The organism is Caenispirillum bisanense (genome assembly GCF_039523075.1).
Lineage (GTDB): Bacteria > Pseudomonadota > Alphaproteobacteria > Rhodospirillales > Rhodospirillaceae > Caenispirillum > Caenispirillum bisanense.
This window is the reverse complement of sequence record NZ_BAAAEP010000029.1, coordinates 14471-31927: the sequence shown is the minus strand read 5'-3', so window position 1 is coordinate 31927 and position 17457 is coordinate 14471. Positions and strand designations below refer to the sequence as shown.

The 17457-nt window shown below is 70.1% G+C and carries 16 protein-coding genes; 9 read left to right on the top strand and 7 right to left on the bottom strand.

Annotation, left to right across the window (positions count from 1 at the left end):
* The first annotated feature begins 15 nt into the window (after nucleotides 1-15).
* A complete protein-coding gene (locus tag ABD056_RS13810; protein ID WP_343867466.1) occupies nucleotides 16-1119 on the top strand; it encodes a TolC family outer membrane protein in 1104 nt (367 codons plus the stop codon).
* A gap of 137 nt (nucleotides 1120-1256) precedes the next feature.
* Here the strand turns inward: ABD056_RS13810 and ABD056_RS13805 are convergent, their stop codons facing one another.
* The gene (locus tag ABD056_RS13805; protein WP_343867464.1) at nucleotides 1257-3500 is read right to left on the bottom strand and encodes a CHASE2 domain-containing protein; all 2244 of its coding nucleotides are present in this window, start codon (nucleotides 3498-3500) and stop codon (nucleotides 1257-1259) included.
* Nucleotides 3501-3687: 187 nt separating this feature from the next.
* Between ABD056_RS13805 and ABD056_RS13800 the strand changes: the two genes are divergently transcribed.
* The 5 genes from ABD056_RS13800 (at nucleotide 3688) to ABD056_RS13780 (ending at nucleotide 9269) form a co-directional block, all read left to right on the top strand.
* Nucleotides 3688-5460, top strand: coding sequence for a peptidase domain-containing ABC transporter (locus tag ABD056_RS13800; protein ID WP_343867462.1), 1773 nt, complete (start codon nucleotides 3688-3690; stop codon nucleotides 5458-5460).
* The gene (locus tag ABD056_RS13795) at nucleotides 5457-6830 is read left to right on the top strand and encodes an HlyD family type I secretion periplasmic adaptor subunit (RefSeq protein ID WP_343867460.1); all 1374 of its coding nucleotides are present in this window, start codon (nucleotides 5457-5459) and stop codon (nucleotides 6828-6830) included. Before ABD056_RS13800 ends, ABD056_RS13795 begins: the two co-directional genes overlap by 4 nt.
* A gap of 138 nt (nucleotides 6831-6968) precedes the next feature.
* Nucleotides 6969-7766, top strand: coding sequence for a motility protein A (locus tag ABD056_RS13790; RefSeq protein WP_343867458.1), 798 nt, complete (start codon nucleotides 6969-6971; stop codon nucleotides 7764-7766).
* Nucleotides 7767-7770: 4 nt separating this feature from the next.
* Nucleotides 7771-8442 carry an OmpA/MotB family protein gene (locus ABD056_RS13785; protein ID WP_343867456.1) on the top strand — a complete coding sequence of 224 codons (672 nt, stop codon included), beginning with the start codon at nucleotides 7771-7773 and terminating at the stop codon, nucleotides 8440-8442.
* Nucleotides 8443-8528: 86 nt separating this feature from the next.
* Entirely contained in the window at nucleotides 8529-9269 is a 741-nt protein-coding gene (locus tag ABD056_RS13780; protein ID WP_343867453.1) for a hypothetical protein, read from the top strand.
* 19 nt (nucleotides 9270-9288) lie between these two features.
* Here ABD056_RS13780 and ABD056_RS13775 read toward each other — a convergent pair whose 3' ends face one another.
* The 3 genes from ABD056_RS13775 to ABD056_RS13765 all read right to left on the bottom strand — a co-directional run bounded on the left by ABD056_RS13775 (nucleotide 9289) and on the right by ABD056_RS13765 (nucleotide 12249).
* Nucleotides 9289-10116, bottom strand: coding sequence for an MBL fold metallo-hydrolase (locus ABD056_RS13775; RefSeq protein WP_343867451.1), 828 nt, complete (start codon nucleotides 10114-10116; stop codon nucleotides 9289-9291).
* Between the two features lie 130 nt (nucleotides 10117-10246).
* Entirely contained in the window at nucleotides 10247-10984 is a 738-nt protein-coding gene (locus ABD056_RS13770) for an SAM hydrolase/SAM-dependent halogenase family protein (RefSeq protein WP_343867449.1), read from the bottom strand.
* On the bottom strand, nucleotides 10981-12249 hold the full coding sequence (locus tag ABD056_RS13765; RefSeq protein WP_343867447.1) for an MFS transporter: 1269 nt from the start codon (nucleotides 12247-12249) through the stop codon (nucleotides 10981-10983). The genes ABD056_RS13770 and ABD056_RS13765 overlap by 4 nt, the downstream gene beginning before the upstream one ends.
* 153 nt (nucleotides 12250-12402) lie before the next feature.
* Between ABD056_RS13765 and ABD056_RS13760 the strand changes: the two genes are divergently transcribed.
* The gene (locus tag ABD056_RS13760; protein WP_343867444.1) at nucleotides 12403-13581 is read left to right on the top strand and encodes a M20 aminoacylase family protein; all 1179 of its coding nucleotides are present in this window, start codon (nucleotides 12403-12405) and stop codon (nucleotides 13579-13581) included.
* Between the two features lie 302 nt (nucleotides 13582-13883).
* A complete protein-coding gene (gene infA / locus ABD056_RS13755) occupies nucleotides 13884-14105 on the top strand; it encodes a translation initiation factor IF-1 (RefSeq protein ID WP_343867442.1) in 222 nt (73 codons plus the stop codon).
* A gap of 105 nt (nucleotides 14106-14210) precedes the next feature.
* On the opposite strand, the gene ABD056_RS13750 is transcribed toward infA, so the two are convergent.
* Together ABD056_RS13750 and ABD056_RS13745 are read right to left on the bottom strand one after the other, a co-directional pair.
* Nucleotides 14211-14969, bottom strand: a complete 759-nt coding sequence (locus ABD056_RS13750) for an SRPBCC family protein (protein WP_343867440.1) — start codon at nucleotides 14967-14969, stop codon at nucleotides 14211-14213.
* A 59-nt stretch (nucleotides 14970-15028) separates the two neighbouring features.
* Nucleotides 15029-15913, bottom strand: coding sequence for an NAD(P)-dependent oxidoreductase (locus ABD056_RS13745; protein ID WP_343867438.1), 885 nt, complete (start codon nucleotides 15911-15913; stop codon nucleotides 15029-15031).
* A gap of 81 nt (nucleotides 15914-15994) precedes the next feature.
* Between ABD056_RS13745 and ABD056_RS13740 the strand changes: the two genes are divergently transcribed.
* Nucleotides 15995-16972, top strand: a complete 978-nt coding sequence (locus tag ABD056_RS13740; RefSeq protein ID WP_343867436.1) for a 2-hydroxyacid dehydrogenase — start codon at nucleotides 15995-15997, stop codon at nucleotides 16970-16972.
* A gap of 119 nt (nucleotides 16973-17091) precedes the next feature.
* Here the strand turns inward: ABD056_RS13740 and ABD056_RS13735 are convergent, their stop codons facing one another.
* On the bottom strand, nucleotides 17092-17415 hold the full coding sequence (locus ABD056_RS13735) for a peptidylprolyl isomerase (RefSeq protein ID WP_343867435.1): 324 nt from the start codon (nucleotides 17413-17415) through the stop codon (nucleotides 17092-17094).
* Nucleotides 17416-17457: the final 42 nt, after the last annotated feature.

The following is a 17457-nucleotide window of genomic DNA, read 5'->3' as shown; positions in this document are numbered from 1 at the left end:
CCGCCGACGCCGGCTATGCCCGCAGCGACCTGCCGGGCCGGCGAAGGGGTGTTCGAGACCGAGCGCGACAGCGCCACTCTCACCCTGTCGCAGAAGCTGTGGGACGGCGGCGCGCGCGAGGCGACCTATGCCTCGGCCAAGCTGCAGCGCGATGCCGCCCAGGTGTCGCTGGAAGCGACCCGCCAGCAGGTTCTTCTGGAAGGTGCCACTGCCTACATGAACGTGCTGCGGCAGGTGCGCCTGCTGGAGCTGTCGCGCCAGAACGAAAACAACATCATGACCCAGCTGAGCCTGGAGAACGAGCGCGTCGAGCGCGGTTCCGGCATCGCCGTCGACGTGCTGCAGGCCAAGTCGCGCCTGCAGATCGCCAAGGAACGGCGGGTGGCGGTGGAAGGCGCCTTGAAGGAGGCGCAGGCCCGCTATCACCAGCTGTTCGGCCAGGCCGCCGACGTCGGCAGCATGCAGCGCCCGCGCCCGCCGCTGTCGGCGCTGCCGCAGAGCCTGGAAGAGGCCATCGAGATCGCCCAGCGCGATAACCCGGCCATCGAAACCGGCGACAAGCAGATCTCCATCGCCGACGAGCGCCGCAATGTCGCCGAGGCCGGCTACTTCCCGCGCTTCGACGTCGAGCTGTCGGCCAGCTACGAGAACGATGTCGACGGCACCCCCGGCGTGCGGCGCGACGTCACCGCCCTGCTGCGGGCCAACTGGAACATCTTCAACGGCTTCGCCACCCGCGCCGCCGTCGCCCGGTCGGCCTTCGAGCATGCCGCCGCGCAGGAAACCCAGTCGCACACCCGCCGCCGGGTCACCGAACAGACCCGCATCGCCTGGGAGTCGCTGGATACCGCCCGCCAGCGCGTCAGCCTGCTGCAGAACGCCGTCAACATCGCCGAAGAGGTCTATACCGCCCGCCAGCGCCTGCGCGAGGCTGGCAAGGACACGGCGCTGAACGTGCTGGATGCGGAGAACGAGGTCTTCACCGCCAAGATCAACTACATCTCGGCGCTGTTCGATGCCCAGATCGCCAGCTATCAGGTGCTCGCCGCCATGGGCAAGCTGAACCTGGAGACGCTGGACGCCGCCGGCTCCGCCGCCGCCGGCGAGGGTCCGGCCTGACCTGAACCGACCGCCTGCCCTGCCCCGTCCCCCCGGGCAGCGGCCGAGGTCGAGACAGAGACAGAGACAGAAACAGAAATGGCCCCGCCGGACGCACCGGCGGGGCCATTTCCTTTTCCTCCCGCAGTGTCTGCGGCTTACTTCGAGGTCGCCACGAACACGCCGTCCCAGCCCTCGCCGGGCGGATCGGCCTCGTAAGCGACCATGCGGTCTTCGTAGAGGTCATAGAGACCGTCCAGGTGCAGGCCGATGGCGGCGGCATCGTGGCGCAGTTCGGCCATCAGGGTGCGGGTCTGCGACCACTGCTGCGCCCGGTAGGCGACCAGCATGCGGTCGTGCTTGGCGCGCAGGGCCTGGAAGCCTTCGGTGGCGGCAAGGGCCGGATCGCCGAGCAGGGCGAAGATGCGCACCGCTTCCGTCTTGCCCTTCACCTTGATCAGGTCCAGCTCGATCATGGCGTATTCGGGGGCCTGGGCGGCGGTGCCCTCGCCCAGCACCACGGTGACGCCGTAGGTCTTCGACTGGCCTTCCAGGCGCGACGCCAGGTTCACGTTGTCGCCCAGCACGGAGTAGTCGAAGCGCTGCTGCGAGCCCATGTTGCCGACGCAGACGATGCCGGAGTTGAGGCCGATGCCGATGTTCAGCGGCACGTGGCGGCGGCCTTCCTCCTTCGCCTCCTGCTCCAGCGCCTGGTTCAGCGCCGTCAGCGAGGCGATCATGCCGAGCGCCGAGTCACAGGCGTGGCGGGCATGGTCGGCATCGTCCAGCGGCGCGTTCCAGAACGCCATGATGCAGTCGCCCATGTATTTGTCGATGGTGCCCTGGCGGGCCATGATGATGTCGGTCATGGGCGTCAGGAAGCGGTTGATGAGCCGCGTCAGGCCCTCGGCGTCGAACAGCTCGGAAATGGTGGTGAAGCCGCGCACGTCGCAGAACATCAGCGTCATGTCGCGCATCTCGCCACCCAGCTTGAGCTGAGTCGGGTCGGCCGCCAGCCGCTCCACCAGGGCCGGCGACAGGTACTGGCCGAAGGCCTGGCGCACCTGCCGCTTCTGCGCTTCCTCGGTGGTGTAGCCGACATAGGTCAGGTAGACGAACAGGATGGTCGCCACCATGGCCGGGAACACCGGGTCATAGAGCGTCAGCGCGGTGTCGAAGGAATACCACGAGAAGCCGAACATGGCGGCAATGGCCGCCGCCCCCAGCAGCACCGTCCAGCGCGCCCGCACCAGCGGCACCAGCATGATCATCAGGTAGCCGACCACCAGCGCCGCCACCACTTCCACCGAATGTGCGTTGCGCGGCCGCCAGACCTGCTCGTTGGCGAGGATGTTTTCCAGGATCTGGGCGTGGACCTCCACCCCCGGCAGGAAGGCATCCAACGGCGACGATTTGATGTCGAGCAGGCCGACGGCGGAGGTGCCGATCAGCACCAGCTTGCCGGCGATGCGGGAGGGATCGACGGTGCCGTTCAGCACGTCCACCGCCGGCACGTACTTCTTCTCGTCCATGTGGGAGAAATAGACCCACATGCGGCCGCTGTCGTCGGTGCGCACCAGGTTGCGGGCGATGACCACGCCCTCCACCCCTTCGGTGCCGCGGGCCTTGACGGCGATGGTCTGGGAGCCGGTGGCGACGCGCAGCATCTCCGCCGACAGGCTGGGGTAAAGATCCTTGCCGCCCACCGTCACCACCATGGGCACCCGCCGCACCAGCCCGTCGACTTCGCCGGTGGTGTTGAAGATGCCGCGGCCGGCGGCGGCCTTGTCCAGCTCCACGATGCTGCGCAGGACGCCGGCGTGCTGTTCCAGCAGCGAGGCCACGTCGTTGCCGATCATCGCCACCGACGGGCGCGGCGCCGCCGGGTCCACCGGCGGGGCGTCGGCGCGCACGCTCTGCCCCATCACCACCCGGCTCTGGGAGATGGCGGCGGCCAGCACCGCGTCGTTGCTCGGCATGGCCATCAGGCGGGCGCGGGTGTCGTCGTCGAGGCCGGGCATGGACGCCTGGATGAGCGCCGGCGAGGTGCGGTCGGGCTCGGCGAACACAATATCGAAGCCGATGACGACGGCGCCGAGGGCGGTCAGACGCTGCACCAGATCGGCCACCACCGTGCGCGGCCACGGCCATTGCCCGACCTCGCGCAGGGAGCGTTCATCCAGGTCGATGATGGTCACCGGCCGCTGCTCGCTCACCTGCCGGGGCTTGAGCGTCTGGTAGACGTCGAAGGTCTTGACCCGTAGCAGCTCCATGGCAGCGGGGTCGTAGACCCGCAGAACCAGCAGCGCCATCAACAGCAGCAGCGCCCAGCCCCTGCCCTTATCCATGCCGAAGGCGGCGCGCATTGCACGCGCCACCCTGCCCTTGCCCGCACTGGCCATGGCTTTGGAAATCCCCCTGATCCCCTCAACTCTCTGCGGCGGCAGCATAGCGCAGTTCAACCGCCGCCGGGGACAGGAAAAAGCTCTTGCCACCGGGTGGCGCGCGGGTGTTCCCTCTGCGGTGGGGAAGAACGCGCAGGACCGGCCCGACCACGGGCCGGCCGCCAGGGGTGGTGAAAGCTTCCAAATGAGTGATGCCGACCGTTCGTCGTGGCTGCGCCCGGTGCTGGCGCCGGTGCGACCGCTGTTCCTGGAAGTGCTGACCATCTCGTTCTTCACGAACGTGCTGGCGGTCGCCGCGCCGGTGTTCACCCTGCAGGTCTACGACCGGGTGGTGTTCCACAGCGGCATGTCCACCTTGCAGGGGCTGGTGATCGGCATGGCGCTGGTCGCCGCCTTCGACTACGTGCTGCGGCAGACGCGGTCACGCGTGCTGCAGCGGGTGGCGCTGGAGATCGACGTCCAGGTCGGCCGCCGCCTGTTCGACAAGATGGTCAGCCTGCCCCTGCGCACCCTGGAGGCCCGCCCGGCCGCCTATTGGCAGGGCGTGTTCCGCGACCTGGACGCGGTGCGCAACACCCTGTCCGGCGCCACCGTCGTTCTACTAGTAGACCTGCCGTTCGTGCTGCTGTTCGTCGCCCTGATCTTCGTCATCGCCTGGCCGGTGGCATGGGTGATCGTGGCCGCCTTCGCGGTGTTCGTGCTCATCAGCTGGCGGTCGGCCGCCACCCTCAACGGGGCCGCCGGGCGGGAGAAGAAGCAGCTGGCCGACCGCGACCGGCTGGTGACGGAAACCATCCACAACCGCACCGCCCTCAAGGCCCTGGCCATGCACAGCCAGCTGCGCCCGCGGTGGGAGGAAGCGCAGGCCGCCGCCATCGCCCAGTCCATCGACCGCGGCACCCGCAGCGACGGCTGGATCAACCTCGCCCACGCCATCACCCTGGTCACCACCGTCGCCATGACCACCGTCGGCGCCCTGGCGATCATGGAACAGCAGATGACCATCGGCGCCCTCATCGCCGCCAACATGCTGTCGGGGCGGATGATGTCGCCCATGAACCAGCTGGTCGGCGCGTGGCGGACCTGGAGCGGCTTCCGCCAGTCCCTGCGCCGCCTGGACGAGCTGTTCGGGCTGAGCGAGGAGCGCATGACCTCGGCCATCGCCCACCCGCGCCCGGCCGGCCGGCTGACTCTGGAGAAGGCCGCCTTCCGCTACGGCGCCCAGGCGCAGCCGGTGCTGGCCGACATCGCCATCGACATCCCGCCCGGCGGCATCACCTGCCTGATCGGCCGCAACGGCAGCGGCAAGAGCACGCTGGCCAAGCTGATGGCCGGGCTCTACCAGCCGGAGAGCGGCCGGGTGCTGCTCGACGGCGGCGACATGGGGCAGTTCTCCCGCGACGACCTCGCCCGCTGGATCGGCTACGTGCCGCAGGACTGCCGGCTGTTCTCCGGCACCGTGCGCGACAACATCGCCCAGGGCGCCCCCGGCGCCACCGACGACCAGATCATCGCCGCCGCCCGGCTGGCCGGCGTGCATCAGGCCATCATGGACATGGCCGACGGCTATGCCACCGACGTCGGCGAGGGCGGCGCCATCGTCTCCGGCGGCATCCGCCAGCGCATCGCCATCGCCCGCGCCCTGGTCGGCGACCCGCCGGTGGTGATCATGGACGAGCCCTCCAGCAACCTCGACCGTCAGGCCGAGGAAGACCTGGCGAAGACCCTGGCGCAGCTGGCGCAGGACCATAACGTGGTGCTGGTCACCCATGCCCCGGCCCTGCTCAACGTCGCCCGCTCGCTGGTGGTGATCGAGCGCGGCCGGGTCGCCGCCGGCGGCCCCGCCAGCCAGGTGCTGGCATGGCTGAGCGGGCAGAAGACGCCGCCCGGCGCCGCCCAGCAGCAGGCCGCCCAGCCCAAGCCCACCGTCACGCCCGCCCGGACCATCCTGCAATGACCGCGCCGCTGCCCGCCTCCCCCTCCGACGCTGCCCCGGTCCTGGCTCCCGCCCCGGTCCTGGCCCCTGCCCCGGCCGCCGCCGATCCGCTCGGCGCCCTGCTGTCGAGCCGCCGGGCGCCCGGCTGGCGCACCGCCGCCGCCGTCGCCGGCCTGCTGCTGGCGGCCGCCATGGGGTGGTCGGCGGTGGCCCAGCTCGACGAGGTGTCGGTGGCCGAGGGCGAGGTGGTGCCGCAGAGCAAGGTGAAGGTCATCCAGCACCTGGAAGGCGGCATCATCACCGACTTCTATGTGCGCGAGGGCGATCTGGTCGCCGCCGGGGCGCCGCTGGTGCTGCTCGACCTCGCCCAGACGGCCATCAACAAGGAAGAACTGCAGGTCCGCATGGACGGGTTCACCCTCGCCCGCGCCCGCCACGAGGCCGAGGCCCGCGGCACCGACCTCGCCCTGCCGGCGGAGGAAGCGGCCCGCCGCCCGCAACTGGCCGCCGGCGAGCGCGAGGCCTTCGTCGCCCGCCGCAACGAACTGTCCAAGCAGATCGCGGTGCTGGAGGACCAGGTGGAGCAGCGCCGCCACGAAATCCGCGAGTACGAGGCCAAGCAGGCGGCGCTGGGCTCCGCCGTGCGGCTGGCGCGGCAGAAGCTGGGCATGTCGGCGCAGCTGCTGAAGGACAACCTCACCCCCAAGCTTGAACACCTGCAGTTGCAGTCGGAGGTGCAGGCGCTGGAGGGCGAACTGGCGGTCATCGGCCAGAGCATCCCGCGCGCCCGCGCCGCCCTGGCGGAGGCCCAGAAGCGGGTCGAGGAAGAGACGCTGCGCTTCCGCCGCGAGGCCCAGGAAGGCATCGCCGAGGCCGAACTGAACATCGCCCGCACCACCGAACTGCTGCGGGACGCCACCAACCAGGCCCTGCGCACCGAAGTGCGCAGCCCCATCGACGGCGTCGTCAAGAACATGCGCTACAGCACCATCGGCGGCGTGGTGAAGGGCGGCGAGCCGATCATGGACATCGTGCCGACCGGCGACACCCTCATCATCGAGGCGCGGCTGAGCCCGGTGGATCGCGGCTATGTGCGCGAGGGGCAGCCGGCGACGGTGAAGGTCTCAACCTACGATTATGCCCGCTACGGCGGCCTGGAGGGCCGCGTCACCCACGTCGCCCCCGACTCGACGGCGCCGGAGCGGGAGCCCCCCTACTTCCGCGTGCTGGTGGAGACGGACAAGGACTATCTGGGTGAAAACCCCGGCGATTTCGCCATAACGCCGGGCATGCAGGCCACCGTGGACATCCACACCGGCACCCGCTCCGTGCTCGACTACCTGATCAAGCCGGTGCTGAAGCTGCGCCACGAGGCCTTCCGCGAACGCTGAGCAGGAACCGCACGCCACCCAATCAGAAATAGTGTCTTTTGAGTTGGCCTTCGCCTATAGTGCTTACTCCGTAAGACCGGCGGCGCGTTCGGGGAGAGACGGGGCCGAGAACGGCGCGTCGAGAGGGGCAGAAGCTATATGTCGTTCGCAACGATCATCGGTGTGCTGGTAGGGTTCGGGCTTTTCGTCGGCGCCATCGTGCTGTCGACGGAAAATTTCTGGGTCTTCCTCAACCTCCCCAGCGTGATCATGGTGATCGGCGGCACCTTCGCCGCCACCTTCACCGCCTATGAATTCCGCTATGTGCTGCTGTCGCTGAAAAGCCTGCAGTCGGTGCTGTTCGTCAACAAGGTCACCCGCTCCATCCTGACCAACGAGGTCGGACGGGTGATCCGCTGGGGCTACATCATCCAGAAAAGCGGCCTGCCGGGCCTGGAAAGCGACGCCGGCAAGGTCCGCCACCAGGACCGCTTCCTCGGCTTCGGCATCGACCTGGTGATCTCCGGCTACACCGGCCAGGAAATCCGCGAGATCCTGGCGACCACCGTCGAGACCACCTTCCAGCGCAACACCGTGCAGTCCGACATCCTGCGCGCCATGTCGTCGACGGCACCGGCCTTCGGCATGATCGGCACCCTGGTCGGCCTGATCATCATGCTCGACAACATGGGCGAAGACCCGTCCAAGATCGGTCCGGGCATGGCGGTGGCGCTGATCACCACCCTTTACGGCATCCTGTTTGCCCGCCTCATCCTGCTGCCGGCCGCCACCAAGGTGCAGCAGCGCGAGGAAATCCTGCGCTTCCGCAACTACCTGATCGCCGAGGGCCTCGCCCTGCTGGCCGAGCGCAAGAGCCCGCGGTACATCCAGGACAAGATGAACGCCTACCTCGACCCGTCGATCCACTTCAGCATCGACCGCATGCGGAAGGGCTAGCGCCATGATCCAGAACATGGGGAACCGCTTTCAGCGGAAGAAGGTGGAAGCCGACGAAGACTGGATGACCACCTTCGCCGACATGGTCACCCTGCTGCTGACGTTCTTCATCATGCTGGTGTCCATCTCCAAGGTGGACGTGGTGCTGTTCGAACAGGTCAAGGCGGGCGTCGCCAAGGGCATCGGCAACCGTGACACGGTGCGGCCGATCCAGCTGCTGAAGATCGACGTGCAGGACGCCGTGCAGGCCATGAAGCTGGAAGACGTGGTTGCCGTCGGCACCGACGACCAGGGCCTGACCATCGAGTTCGCCTCCTCCGCCTTCTACGAGCCGGGCTCGGCCGAGATCCGGGAGGAAGCCATCCAGCCGCTGCAGCGCATCGCCGCCACCATCGCGGCCGAGCGCTACCGCGGCTTCCAGATTGAGGTGCAGGGGCATACCGACGACAGCCCCATCGCCACCCAGGTCTTCCCCTCCAACTGGGAACTGTCGGCCGGGCGCGCGACGCGCGTGGTGCGCTTCTTCGCCGATACCGGCATCACGCCGGAGCGCATGGAGGCCATCGGCTATGCCGACACCCGGCCGAAGGTGCCCAACCGCGACGCCTATGGCGATCCGCTGCCCATGAACCAGGAAATCAACCGGCGAGTGGTGGTGCGCGTCTATCCGCGCTGATCCGTCCGGCCGTCCCCGCCAGCGCGCACCCGCCGGCGGCCCCAGGCATTGACCGTGCAGGAGTTCACCCGCCGGGAGCCTGCCTGATGGTCGTTGCCACCTTTGCCTGCACCCTGCTGTTCGCCGTGGTGCACCTGGGGGTCCATCACCTGCATCTGGTCGACCATGCCCCGCGCAGCCGCTGGCTGTCGGCGGCCGGCGGCGGGGCTGTCGCCTACCTGTTCATGCACATCCTGCCGGAACTGGCGCTGCATCAGCAGTCGCTGGCGCCGGAGACCGAGGACGGCGCCTGGCTGGTGCGGGAACAGACCATCCACGCCGTCGCGCTGGCCGGCCTCGCCGCCTTCTACGGCATGGAGCGAGCGGTGAAGCGGCGGCGGCAGCGACAGCGGCACGACCCGCTGCCGCCCGATGCGCCGCGCCCCGGCCTCTACGCCGTCCATCTGGCCGCCTTCGCCGCCTACAATGCCTTCGTCGGCTACCTGCTCAGCCACCGGGAGGCAGAGTCGCTGACCGCCCTGCTGCTGTTCGCCGTCGCCATGGCCCTGCATTTCGTCAGCACCGACTTCGCCCTGCTGCGCGATCACCGCGAGCGCTACCGCCGCCACGGCCGCTGGCTGCTGACGGCCAGCGCCGCCGCCGGCTGGGCGCTGGGCGTCGCCACCCGCCTGCCGGATGCGGCCGTCGGGCTGCTGTTCGCCTTCCTGGCCGGCGGCATGATGCTGAACATCCTGAAGGAGGAACTGCCGGAGGAGCGCGGCAGCCACTTCGGCGCCTTCGCCGGTGGTGCCGCGCTCTATGCCGGGCTGCTGCTGGTGGCGGTGTAGAGGCGCCGCCAGCCTCGGCTCAGTCGCCGACCGTCACCTGCATGCCTTCGCGGGCGACGAAGGTGCCGTCCCACAGCAGATGCGCCTCGTCCTCCAGCTCGGCCATGAAGGCGTCGTCGTGGTCGGGGTCGTGGTGGAAGATGGCCAGCCGCCGCACATCCGCCTGACGGCACAGGCGCACGCCTTCCTGCCAGGTGGAATGGCCCCAGCCGACGCGGGCCGGGAACTCGGTATCGGTATAGGTGCTGTCGTAGATCACCAGATCGGCGCCGGCGATCAGCTGCAGCACGTTGTCGTCCGGCTGGCCCGGCAGGTGTTCCGTATCGGTGACGTAGCACACGGACCGGCCGTCGTACTCGATGCGATAGCCGGTGGCGCCGTTGGGATGGTTCAGCGGCGCCGTCTTCACCGTCACCCCCGGCCCCAGGTCCAGGGTTTCGCCGGCGCGGAAATCGTGGAACCGCAGGCTGGCCTGCAGCGCCGCCAGCGGCACCGGGAACATGGGGTTGGACATGCTGGAGGCCAGCACGCTCTGCACCCCGCCGGTATCCCACAGGTGGCCGGCGTAGATGTCGAAGCTGCGGTTCTTCTGGAACAGCGGCGCGAAGAACGGGAACCCGTTGATGTGGTCCCAGTGCGTGTGCGTCAGCAGCAGCACCGCTTCCTGGATGTCCTCCTGGATGAACCGGTGACCCAGGTTGCGAATGCCCGTGCCGGCATCAAGGATGATGTGCCGCTTGCCGGCAATCACCTCGATACAGCTTGTATTGCCGCCATAGATGACATGGTTCGGGGACGGGCACGCGATGCTGCCCCGCACGCCCCAGAACTTTACGGTGAATGACATTTCCGACTGCACCCCTCTCGACACCGCATCGGTCTGTCGCTTTCCCCCGTCGACCGCATTTCGTCAGCTTCTACGCTTTATGGTTCTTGCGCAACAGGATACGCGCATTGGCACGCCCCTGCCACGACCGTCAGGTGAAATCCACCGCCATGCCGGGCCGCAACCCCAAGACTTCTGCGGCCCGCCCCCTGTTGACGGCAATCTCGACCAGTCCGGTCGAATTCTCATACCACAGGGTGCATCCCACCGGCACCTCGCCAAAAGTCCGGGCCGGTGCGATGGATGTCCCGCCGACCCGCAGCACCGCATCGCCCGGTACCGCCGAGGCCCGCAGGCCGGTCATGGCATTGCCGTAGGGATCGACATAGACGATGCGGGCAAGGTCGTCCGGCCAGTCGGGGCGGGCGAGGAGCGCCGGGTCGACAGTCTCCAGCCGGCCGCTGACGGTCGGCGCGGTCGCCAGTTCCGCCGCCACCGGGGCGAACAGGTCGCGGCCGTGGAAGCTGGCCGACAGCTGCGGCGGCTGCCATGCGATGCGCCACGCCTCCGCCGGCTGCGGGCTGCGGCGCATCACCGGCTCGAACAGGCCGTTGCCGGGGCCGACGAACCAGCGGCCGCCGGCCCGCACCGCCACCGGCAGGCGCTCGTCGGTGCCGACGCCGGGGTCGACCACGCACAGGAACACGGTGCCGGGCGGGAACCACGGCGCATAGGCAGCCAGCAGATAGGCCGACAGCTGCGGCTCGAAGGCCGGCGCATCGGCGAACAGGTCGATCACCGGCACCCCCGGCGCCTGCTGCGCCAGCACCGCCTTCATCTGGCCGACATAGGGGCCGGTGAGGCCGAAATCGGTGAACAGCACGATCATGACTGCCGATCCTCCGTCTGCCGCCGGCCGCCGCCGGCCCGCAGGGTGAGAACGCCGCCCGCCAGCGCCGCGACGGCAAAGGCGGTGAAGGCGGCGCCGTAATCGCCGGGCAGGGTCTCCACCGCCACGCCGAACAGCGACGGGCCGCAGACCACGCCGCCGTAGGTGAAGAACAGCGCCCCGCCGGTGGCCTCGCCGGCCCGGCCGCTCGGGGCCAGATGGGCGATCTCGGCCAGGAAGACGCCGTTCCAGCCGATGGCCGTGGCGCCGAACACCGCCGCGACGGCGACGATCACCGCCAGCGGCAGCAGCGGGAACAGCCAGCCCGCCGCCAGCGCCGCCGCCGCCATCACCACCGCCAGCCCGACCAGCGTCACGCGGGCGCCGCACCAGCGGTCGGCGACGATGCCCCACACCACGCGGCCGGCGATGCCGCTGCCCTGGGCCACGGCCAGCACCAAGCCGGCATCGACCAGGGTCAGCCCCACCCGCTGCACAAGGTAGGTGACCAGGAAGCTCGCCAGACTGAGCTGGATCGCCGCGAAGGTGAAGGAGGCGAGCGACAGCAGCCGCAGCGGTCGATGCCGCCACACCAGCCGCAGCGGCCCCAGCACGCCGGCGGCGCGCAGGCTGCGGCCGGGGTCGCGGTCGGCATCCAGTCCGGGGCGCGCCGGCTGCACCACCAGGGCCAGCACCGCCGCCACTGCCGCCACTGCCATCGCCGCCAGCCGCCAGTCGCCCCACAGCACCAGCGGCGGCACTGCCGCGCCGGCCAGCATGCCGCCGATGGGCACCCCGGTCTGCTTGAGCGAGAACACCAGCCCGCGCCGATGGGCCGGCGTGGAGCGGGCGAGGATGTGGCTCGACGCCGGGGTGACGGGGCCGTAGCCGAAGCCGATCACCAGCGCCCCGGCCACCGCCAGCGCCAGCAGCGGACCGGCCTGGGTGGCGGCCAGCACCGCCAGGCCGCCGCCGCACAGCAGCAGGCAGACCTGGCTCACCCGCATGGCGCCGAAGCGGCCGACCAGACTGCCGGAGATGAGCGAGGTCAGCATCGCCCCCAGGTAGACCAGCGAGGTGTAATAGCCGACGAAGCTGGCCGGCAGCCCCACCTCCCGCGTCGCCACAGCGGCGAACACCGGCGGCGTCAGGGCGGCCATGCTGATCAGCGCCTGCACCGCCGTGGTGGCGGCCAGCACGCCCCAGGGCGAGGCGGCCGGTCCGCCCGCCGGGCTGTCGGTGTGCTGCCCCCCTGCCCCCGTCATCCGCTCCCTCGCTTGCCGGCGGGCGCCGGCGCCCCCATCTCCAGGGCCACCGACGGCGGCCCGAGCCCCATGCTTAGGCCGCGCCGAGGCCGCTTCGCAAGAGCCACTGCACGCGCTACCCTGCCCCATCGACAGCCGAGGAGTCCGCCCCGAATGCCCGTCATCAACCGCATCGCCGGCTTCCGCGACGATCTGGTCGCATGGCGCCACGACCTGCACATGCACCCCGAACTGGCCTTCGAGGAGCATCGGACGGCGAAGACGGTGGCGGAGCGGCTGCGGGAGTTCGGCTTCGACGAGGTGGTGGAAGGCATCGGCGGCACCGGCGTGGTCGGCGTGCTGCGCCAGGGCGACGGCCCGATGATCGGCCTGCGGGCCGACATGGACGCCCTGCCGATCCAGGAAACGTTGGCCGACCGGCCGCACCGCTCCCGCCACGACGGCGTCATGCACGCCTGCGGCCACGACGGCCATACCGCCATGCTGCTGGGGGCGGCGCGCTATCTGGCGGAAACGCGGCGCTTCTCCGGCACCCTGGTGTTCCTGTTCCAGCCGGCGGAGGAAGGCCGCGCCGGCGCCCGCGCCATGATCGAGGACGGCGTGTTCGACCGCTGGCCGGTGGAGAGCGTGTTCGGCGTCCACAACATGCCCGGCCTGCCGGCCGGCGCCGTGGCGGTGTCGCCGGGGCCGGTGATGGCCGCCGCCGACCGCTTTTCCATCACCATCCAGGGCAAGGGCGCCCATGCCGCCGCGCCGCACCTCGGCCGCGATCCGGTGGTGGCCGGGGCGGCGCTGGTGCAGGCGTTGCAGCATCTGGTCAGCCGCAACTGCCCGCCGCACGAGACGCTGGTGATCTCGGTCACCGAGTTCCACGCCGGCGACACCTTCAACGTGCTGCCCGATACCGCCCGCCTGGGCGGCACCGTGCGCTACTTCGACAAGGATCTGGGCGAGGCCGCCATCGCCGGCATGCGACGGGTGATCGACGGCATCGCCGCGGCGCACGATGTGACCATGAGCTTCGACTACCAGTACGGCTATCCGCCCACCGTCAACACCGCCGCCGAGGCGGAGGCGGCGCTGCGCGTGGCGGCCGAAACCCTGGGCGAGGACAAGGCGCTGGTGCAGCATCCGGTGATGTTCGCCGAGGACTTCAGCTTCTTCCTGCAGGTCAAGCCGGGCGCCTACGGCTTCATCGGCAACGGCGAGGGCAGCCCGGCGCTGGGCTGCGTCGGCCTGCACAACCCGCGCTACGACTTCAACGACGACATCCTGACGGCGGGCGCCTCGTTCTTCGCCCGGCTGGCGGAAACGCTTTGTCCGCAACGCTGAGCCGCGTCGGCACGGCGGCATGCAACTTGCCAGCGGGCGCCGGGGTCTTTATATAACACACCACAACATGGGGTGGCCGCCATTGGCGCGGGCGCCCCTTTCGTCCGGCGCCCTGGTTGCGCCGCCCTTGCCCGGACCCGGCATCGTGCTCGCACGGCGGCGGTATCCCCCCGCTGCGAAAGCCTTTTTGCCTTCCGGCGTTCACTACGACGAACCCGTCGTCCGCCCCCGCACCCGATGCGGGGATGAAGCCCCGTCGTCACCGCGCCCCGGCCGTCGGACGACCAGACAAGGAGTTTGCCATGTCCAAGGAAGAAGTGCTCGAATTCGGCGGCACGGTGGTCGAGAAGCTGCCCAACGCCATGTTCCGCGTGAAGCTCGACAACGAGCATGAAGTGCTGGCCCATACCGCCGGCAAGATGCGCAAGTTCCGCATCCGCGTTTCCGTCGGCGACAAGGTCGATGTCGAGATGACCCCCTACGATCTCACCAAGGCCCGCATCGTCTTCCGCCACAAGCACTGAGGCGGCAGTCCGCAGGCGGGCGCCGACCCGGCGCCCCCGCCTCTTCTGCCCCCGCCTCTTCTGTCGAGGTCTGCCCGGCCCGATCCGGCGGCGCCTGCGCCCCGCCTAGATGGCGAACAGCAGCAGCAGGATGCCCGCCATGGCCCCCCAGCCGGCGACGATGATCGCCGTCGTGGCGTTGAGGGGGATGCTGCCGCCCGGCACCGATCCGGCCCCCGTGCCACTGGCCCCGCCGACCACCAGCCCCGCCGCGCCCTGTTCCGTCAGGCTGAGCGCCTCCAGCTCGCGCAGACGGTCGCCGATGCGGCTGCCCGCCCCGCCCCACGAGAACGGCGCATCGACCGCCTCGGCCCCGGCGGCCGCGCCGTCGGCATCGGCGTCGCCCAGCAGCGCCGCCAGATCGAAGGGCGCCGCCGCCATGGCGACCAGCAGGCGGCTGGTGAACCCCTCCAGAAAGGCCTCCGCCGCCCGGTCGGCCACCGCCTTGACGACACCGCCGCCGACATCGGCCAGCTTGCCGCCGATCTCCACGTCGCAGTCGTAGACCAGACGGGTGGCGTCCTCGCCGTCGTCCTCCAGCCGCACCCGCGCCACCACGCCGGCGAAACCGGCCATGCCGCCCTCGCCCCGGCCGCTGAGCACATAGCGGTGCGGCGGCTCCACCTCCGTCAGGGTGATGGTGGCCTGGAAGCGGGCGGTGAGCGGCCCGACCGGCGTCGCCACCGTCGCCCGCAGAGCATCCGGCGCCGTCCACTCCAGCGCTTCCAGCTGGTCGATGCTGGCCTTCAGGATCTCGGTATCGTTCAGCGCCTGCCACACCGCTTCGCGCGGTGCCGGAATGCGGTAGTCCCCTGCGAACTTCATGCTGTATCCCCCTGCTGCGCCACGATTTTGCCGGCGCACCCCCACATGCGCGCGACCGCTCAGTCGTAGAGTTCGAGAATCCCGTGGGTGCCGCGCTCGCGGCCGTTGCGTTCGTCGACATAGCGCTGGAACTGCTGCAGCGCCAGTTGCAGGGCGCGCAGGTCAAGGCCAAGCTCCTCCGCCTCGGCGGCGGCGATGCCCATGTCCTTCTGGAAGTGATGGACGAAGAAGCCGGGCGCGAAATCCCCCTGCGCCATGCGCCGCCCGAGCACGTTCAGCTGGAAGCCGCCCGCCGCCCCCTGGCCGATGACGTCCAGCACGGCGTTGCGGTCCAGCCCGGCGCGGCCGGCGTAGCTCATGGCCTCGGCGACGCCCATGATGGTGCCGGCGATGACGATCTGGTTGACCATCTTGGTGTGCTGGCCGGCGCCCGCCGGGCCGAGCAGGGCGATGGTCTTGCCCATGGCCTGGAACACCGGCAGCACGGCGTCGAAATCCTCCTGCCGGCCGCCGCACATGATGGCGAGCGTGCCCTCGCGCGCCCCGACGTCGCCGCCCGACACCGGCGCATCCAGCGCATGCAGCGCCCGCATCTCGGCATCCTGGGCAATCCTGGCGGCCAGCGACGGCGAGCTGGTGGTCATGTCGATCAGGTAGCTGCCCGGTCGGGCATGGCTCAGGATGCCGCCGTCGCCGTAATAGGTCTCTTCCACATCCTGCGGGTAGCCGACCATGGTGATGATGACGTCACAGGCTGCCGCCAGCGCCGCCGGCGACTCCTGCCACACCAGCCCGTCGGCAATCAGCCCTTCGGCGCGCGCCTTGGTGCGGGTGTAGCCGTGCACCGGGAAGCCCGCCTTCATCAGGTTGCGCGCCATGGACGCGCCCATGATGCCGAGGCCGATGACCCCGACCGTATTCCCGGTGGTGATTCCGACCGCCATGGTCCGCTATGCTCCGCCAGTGGATGCGCCGACCGCCGCCGAGCGGCGCCGTGCAGGAACAACAACTATAAGGGATTTCCCATGGCCGACAAACCGGTTCTCCTGCTCTCCCGCCGCCTGCCGGAGCCGGTGGAGGCACGGGCCGCCCGCGACTGGAATGCCCGCCTGAACCCGCAGGACCGCCCCTATACCGGCAGCGAGCTGGTGGAGGCCGCCGCCGCCTGCGATGCCGACGCCTTGCTGGTCACCCCCACCGACCGCCTGACGGCCGAGGTCATCGCCGCCCTGCCGGCGCGGGTGCGAGCCATCGCCACCTTCTCCGTCGGTTACGATCACATCGACCTGGCGGCGGCGCGGGCGCGCGGGCTGGTGGTCACCAATACCCCCGAGGTGGTGACCGAGGCGACGGCCGACATCGCCCTGCTGTGCCTGCTGGGCGCGGCCCGGCGGGCGTGGGAGGGCGAGACGCTGGTGCGCGAGGGCCGCTGGACCGGCTGGACTCCGACCCAGTTGCTCGGCATGCACCCCGGCGGCAAGCGGCTGGGCATCCTCGGCATGGGGCGCATCGGCATGGCGGTGGCACGGCGGGCGGCGGCCTTCGGCATGCGCCTGCACTACACCAAGCGCACCCGCCTGTCGGCGGCGGAGGAACAGGTTCTCGGCCTGATCTGGCACGACACGGCGGAAAGCCTGCTGGCGGTGTCGGACTTCCTCTCGGTCCACATGCCGGGGTCGGCCGAGAATCGCCACTTCCTCAACGCGGAGCGGCTGGCCCTGCTGCCTCCGGGGGCAGTGGTGGTCAATACGGCCCGCGGCACGGTGATCGACGACGCCGCCCTGATCGACGCCCTGCGCAGCGGCCGGGTGGCGGCGGCGGGGCTTGATGTCTACGACGGCGAGCCGGCGGTCAACCCCGGCTACCTCGACCTGCCCAGCGCCTTCCTGCTGCCGCACCTGGGCACGGCAACGCTGGAAACCCGCACCGCCATGGGCATGCGGGCGCTGGACAATCTGGATGCGGTATTCCGCGGCGCCCCGGCGCCGGACCGGGTGGCCTGACGGCGCGGCATAGCACAGAGCGCCCCGGTCGATCAGGCGCCAGAACCAGCCAGGGAGCGGTGAGTCCCCTCACCGCTCCCTGAACGGCGCGACTGCGCCGCGCGGCCCCTGCCTTGAAATCAGGCCGTGCGCTGGATCAGGTGGTAGCCGAAGGAGGTTTCCACCACGCCCGAGGTCTCGCCCGGTTCCATGGCGAAGGCGGCCTTTTCGAATTCCGGCACCATGGCGCCGCGCGGGAAGAAGCCGAGGTCACCGCCTTCCTGGCCCGAGGGGCAGTCGGAGTGCTTCTGGGCCAGTTCGGCGAAGCTGGCGCCGCCGTCGATCTGGGCCTTCAGGGACTCGATCTCGGCCTTCGCCTCGTCCTTGCTGCGGCTGGCGGTCGAGCGCATGGAGCCGACGTACATCAGCAGGATGTGCGACGCGCGGACCTGGGAGGGGGACATGGCAAACACTCCGTAATGGGTTCGAAGGCCCGTTGTCCCCGA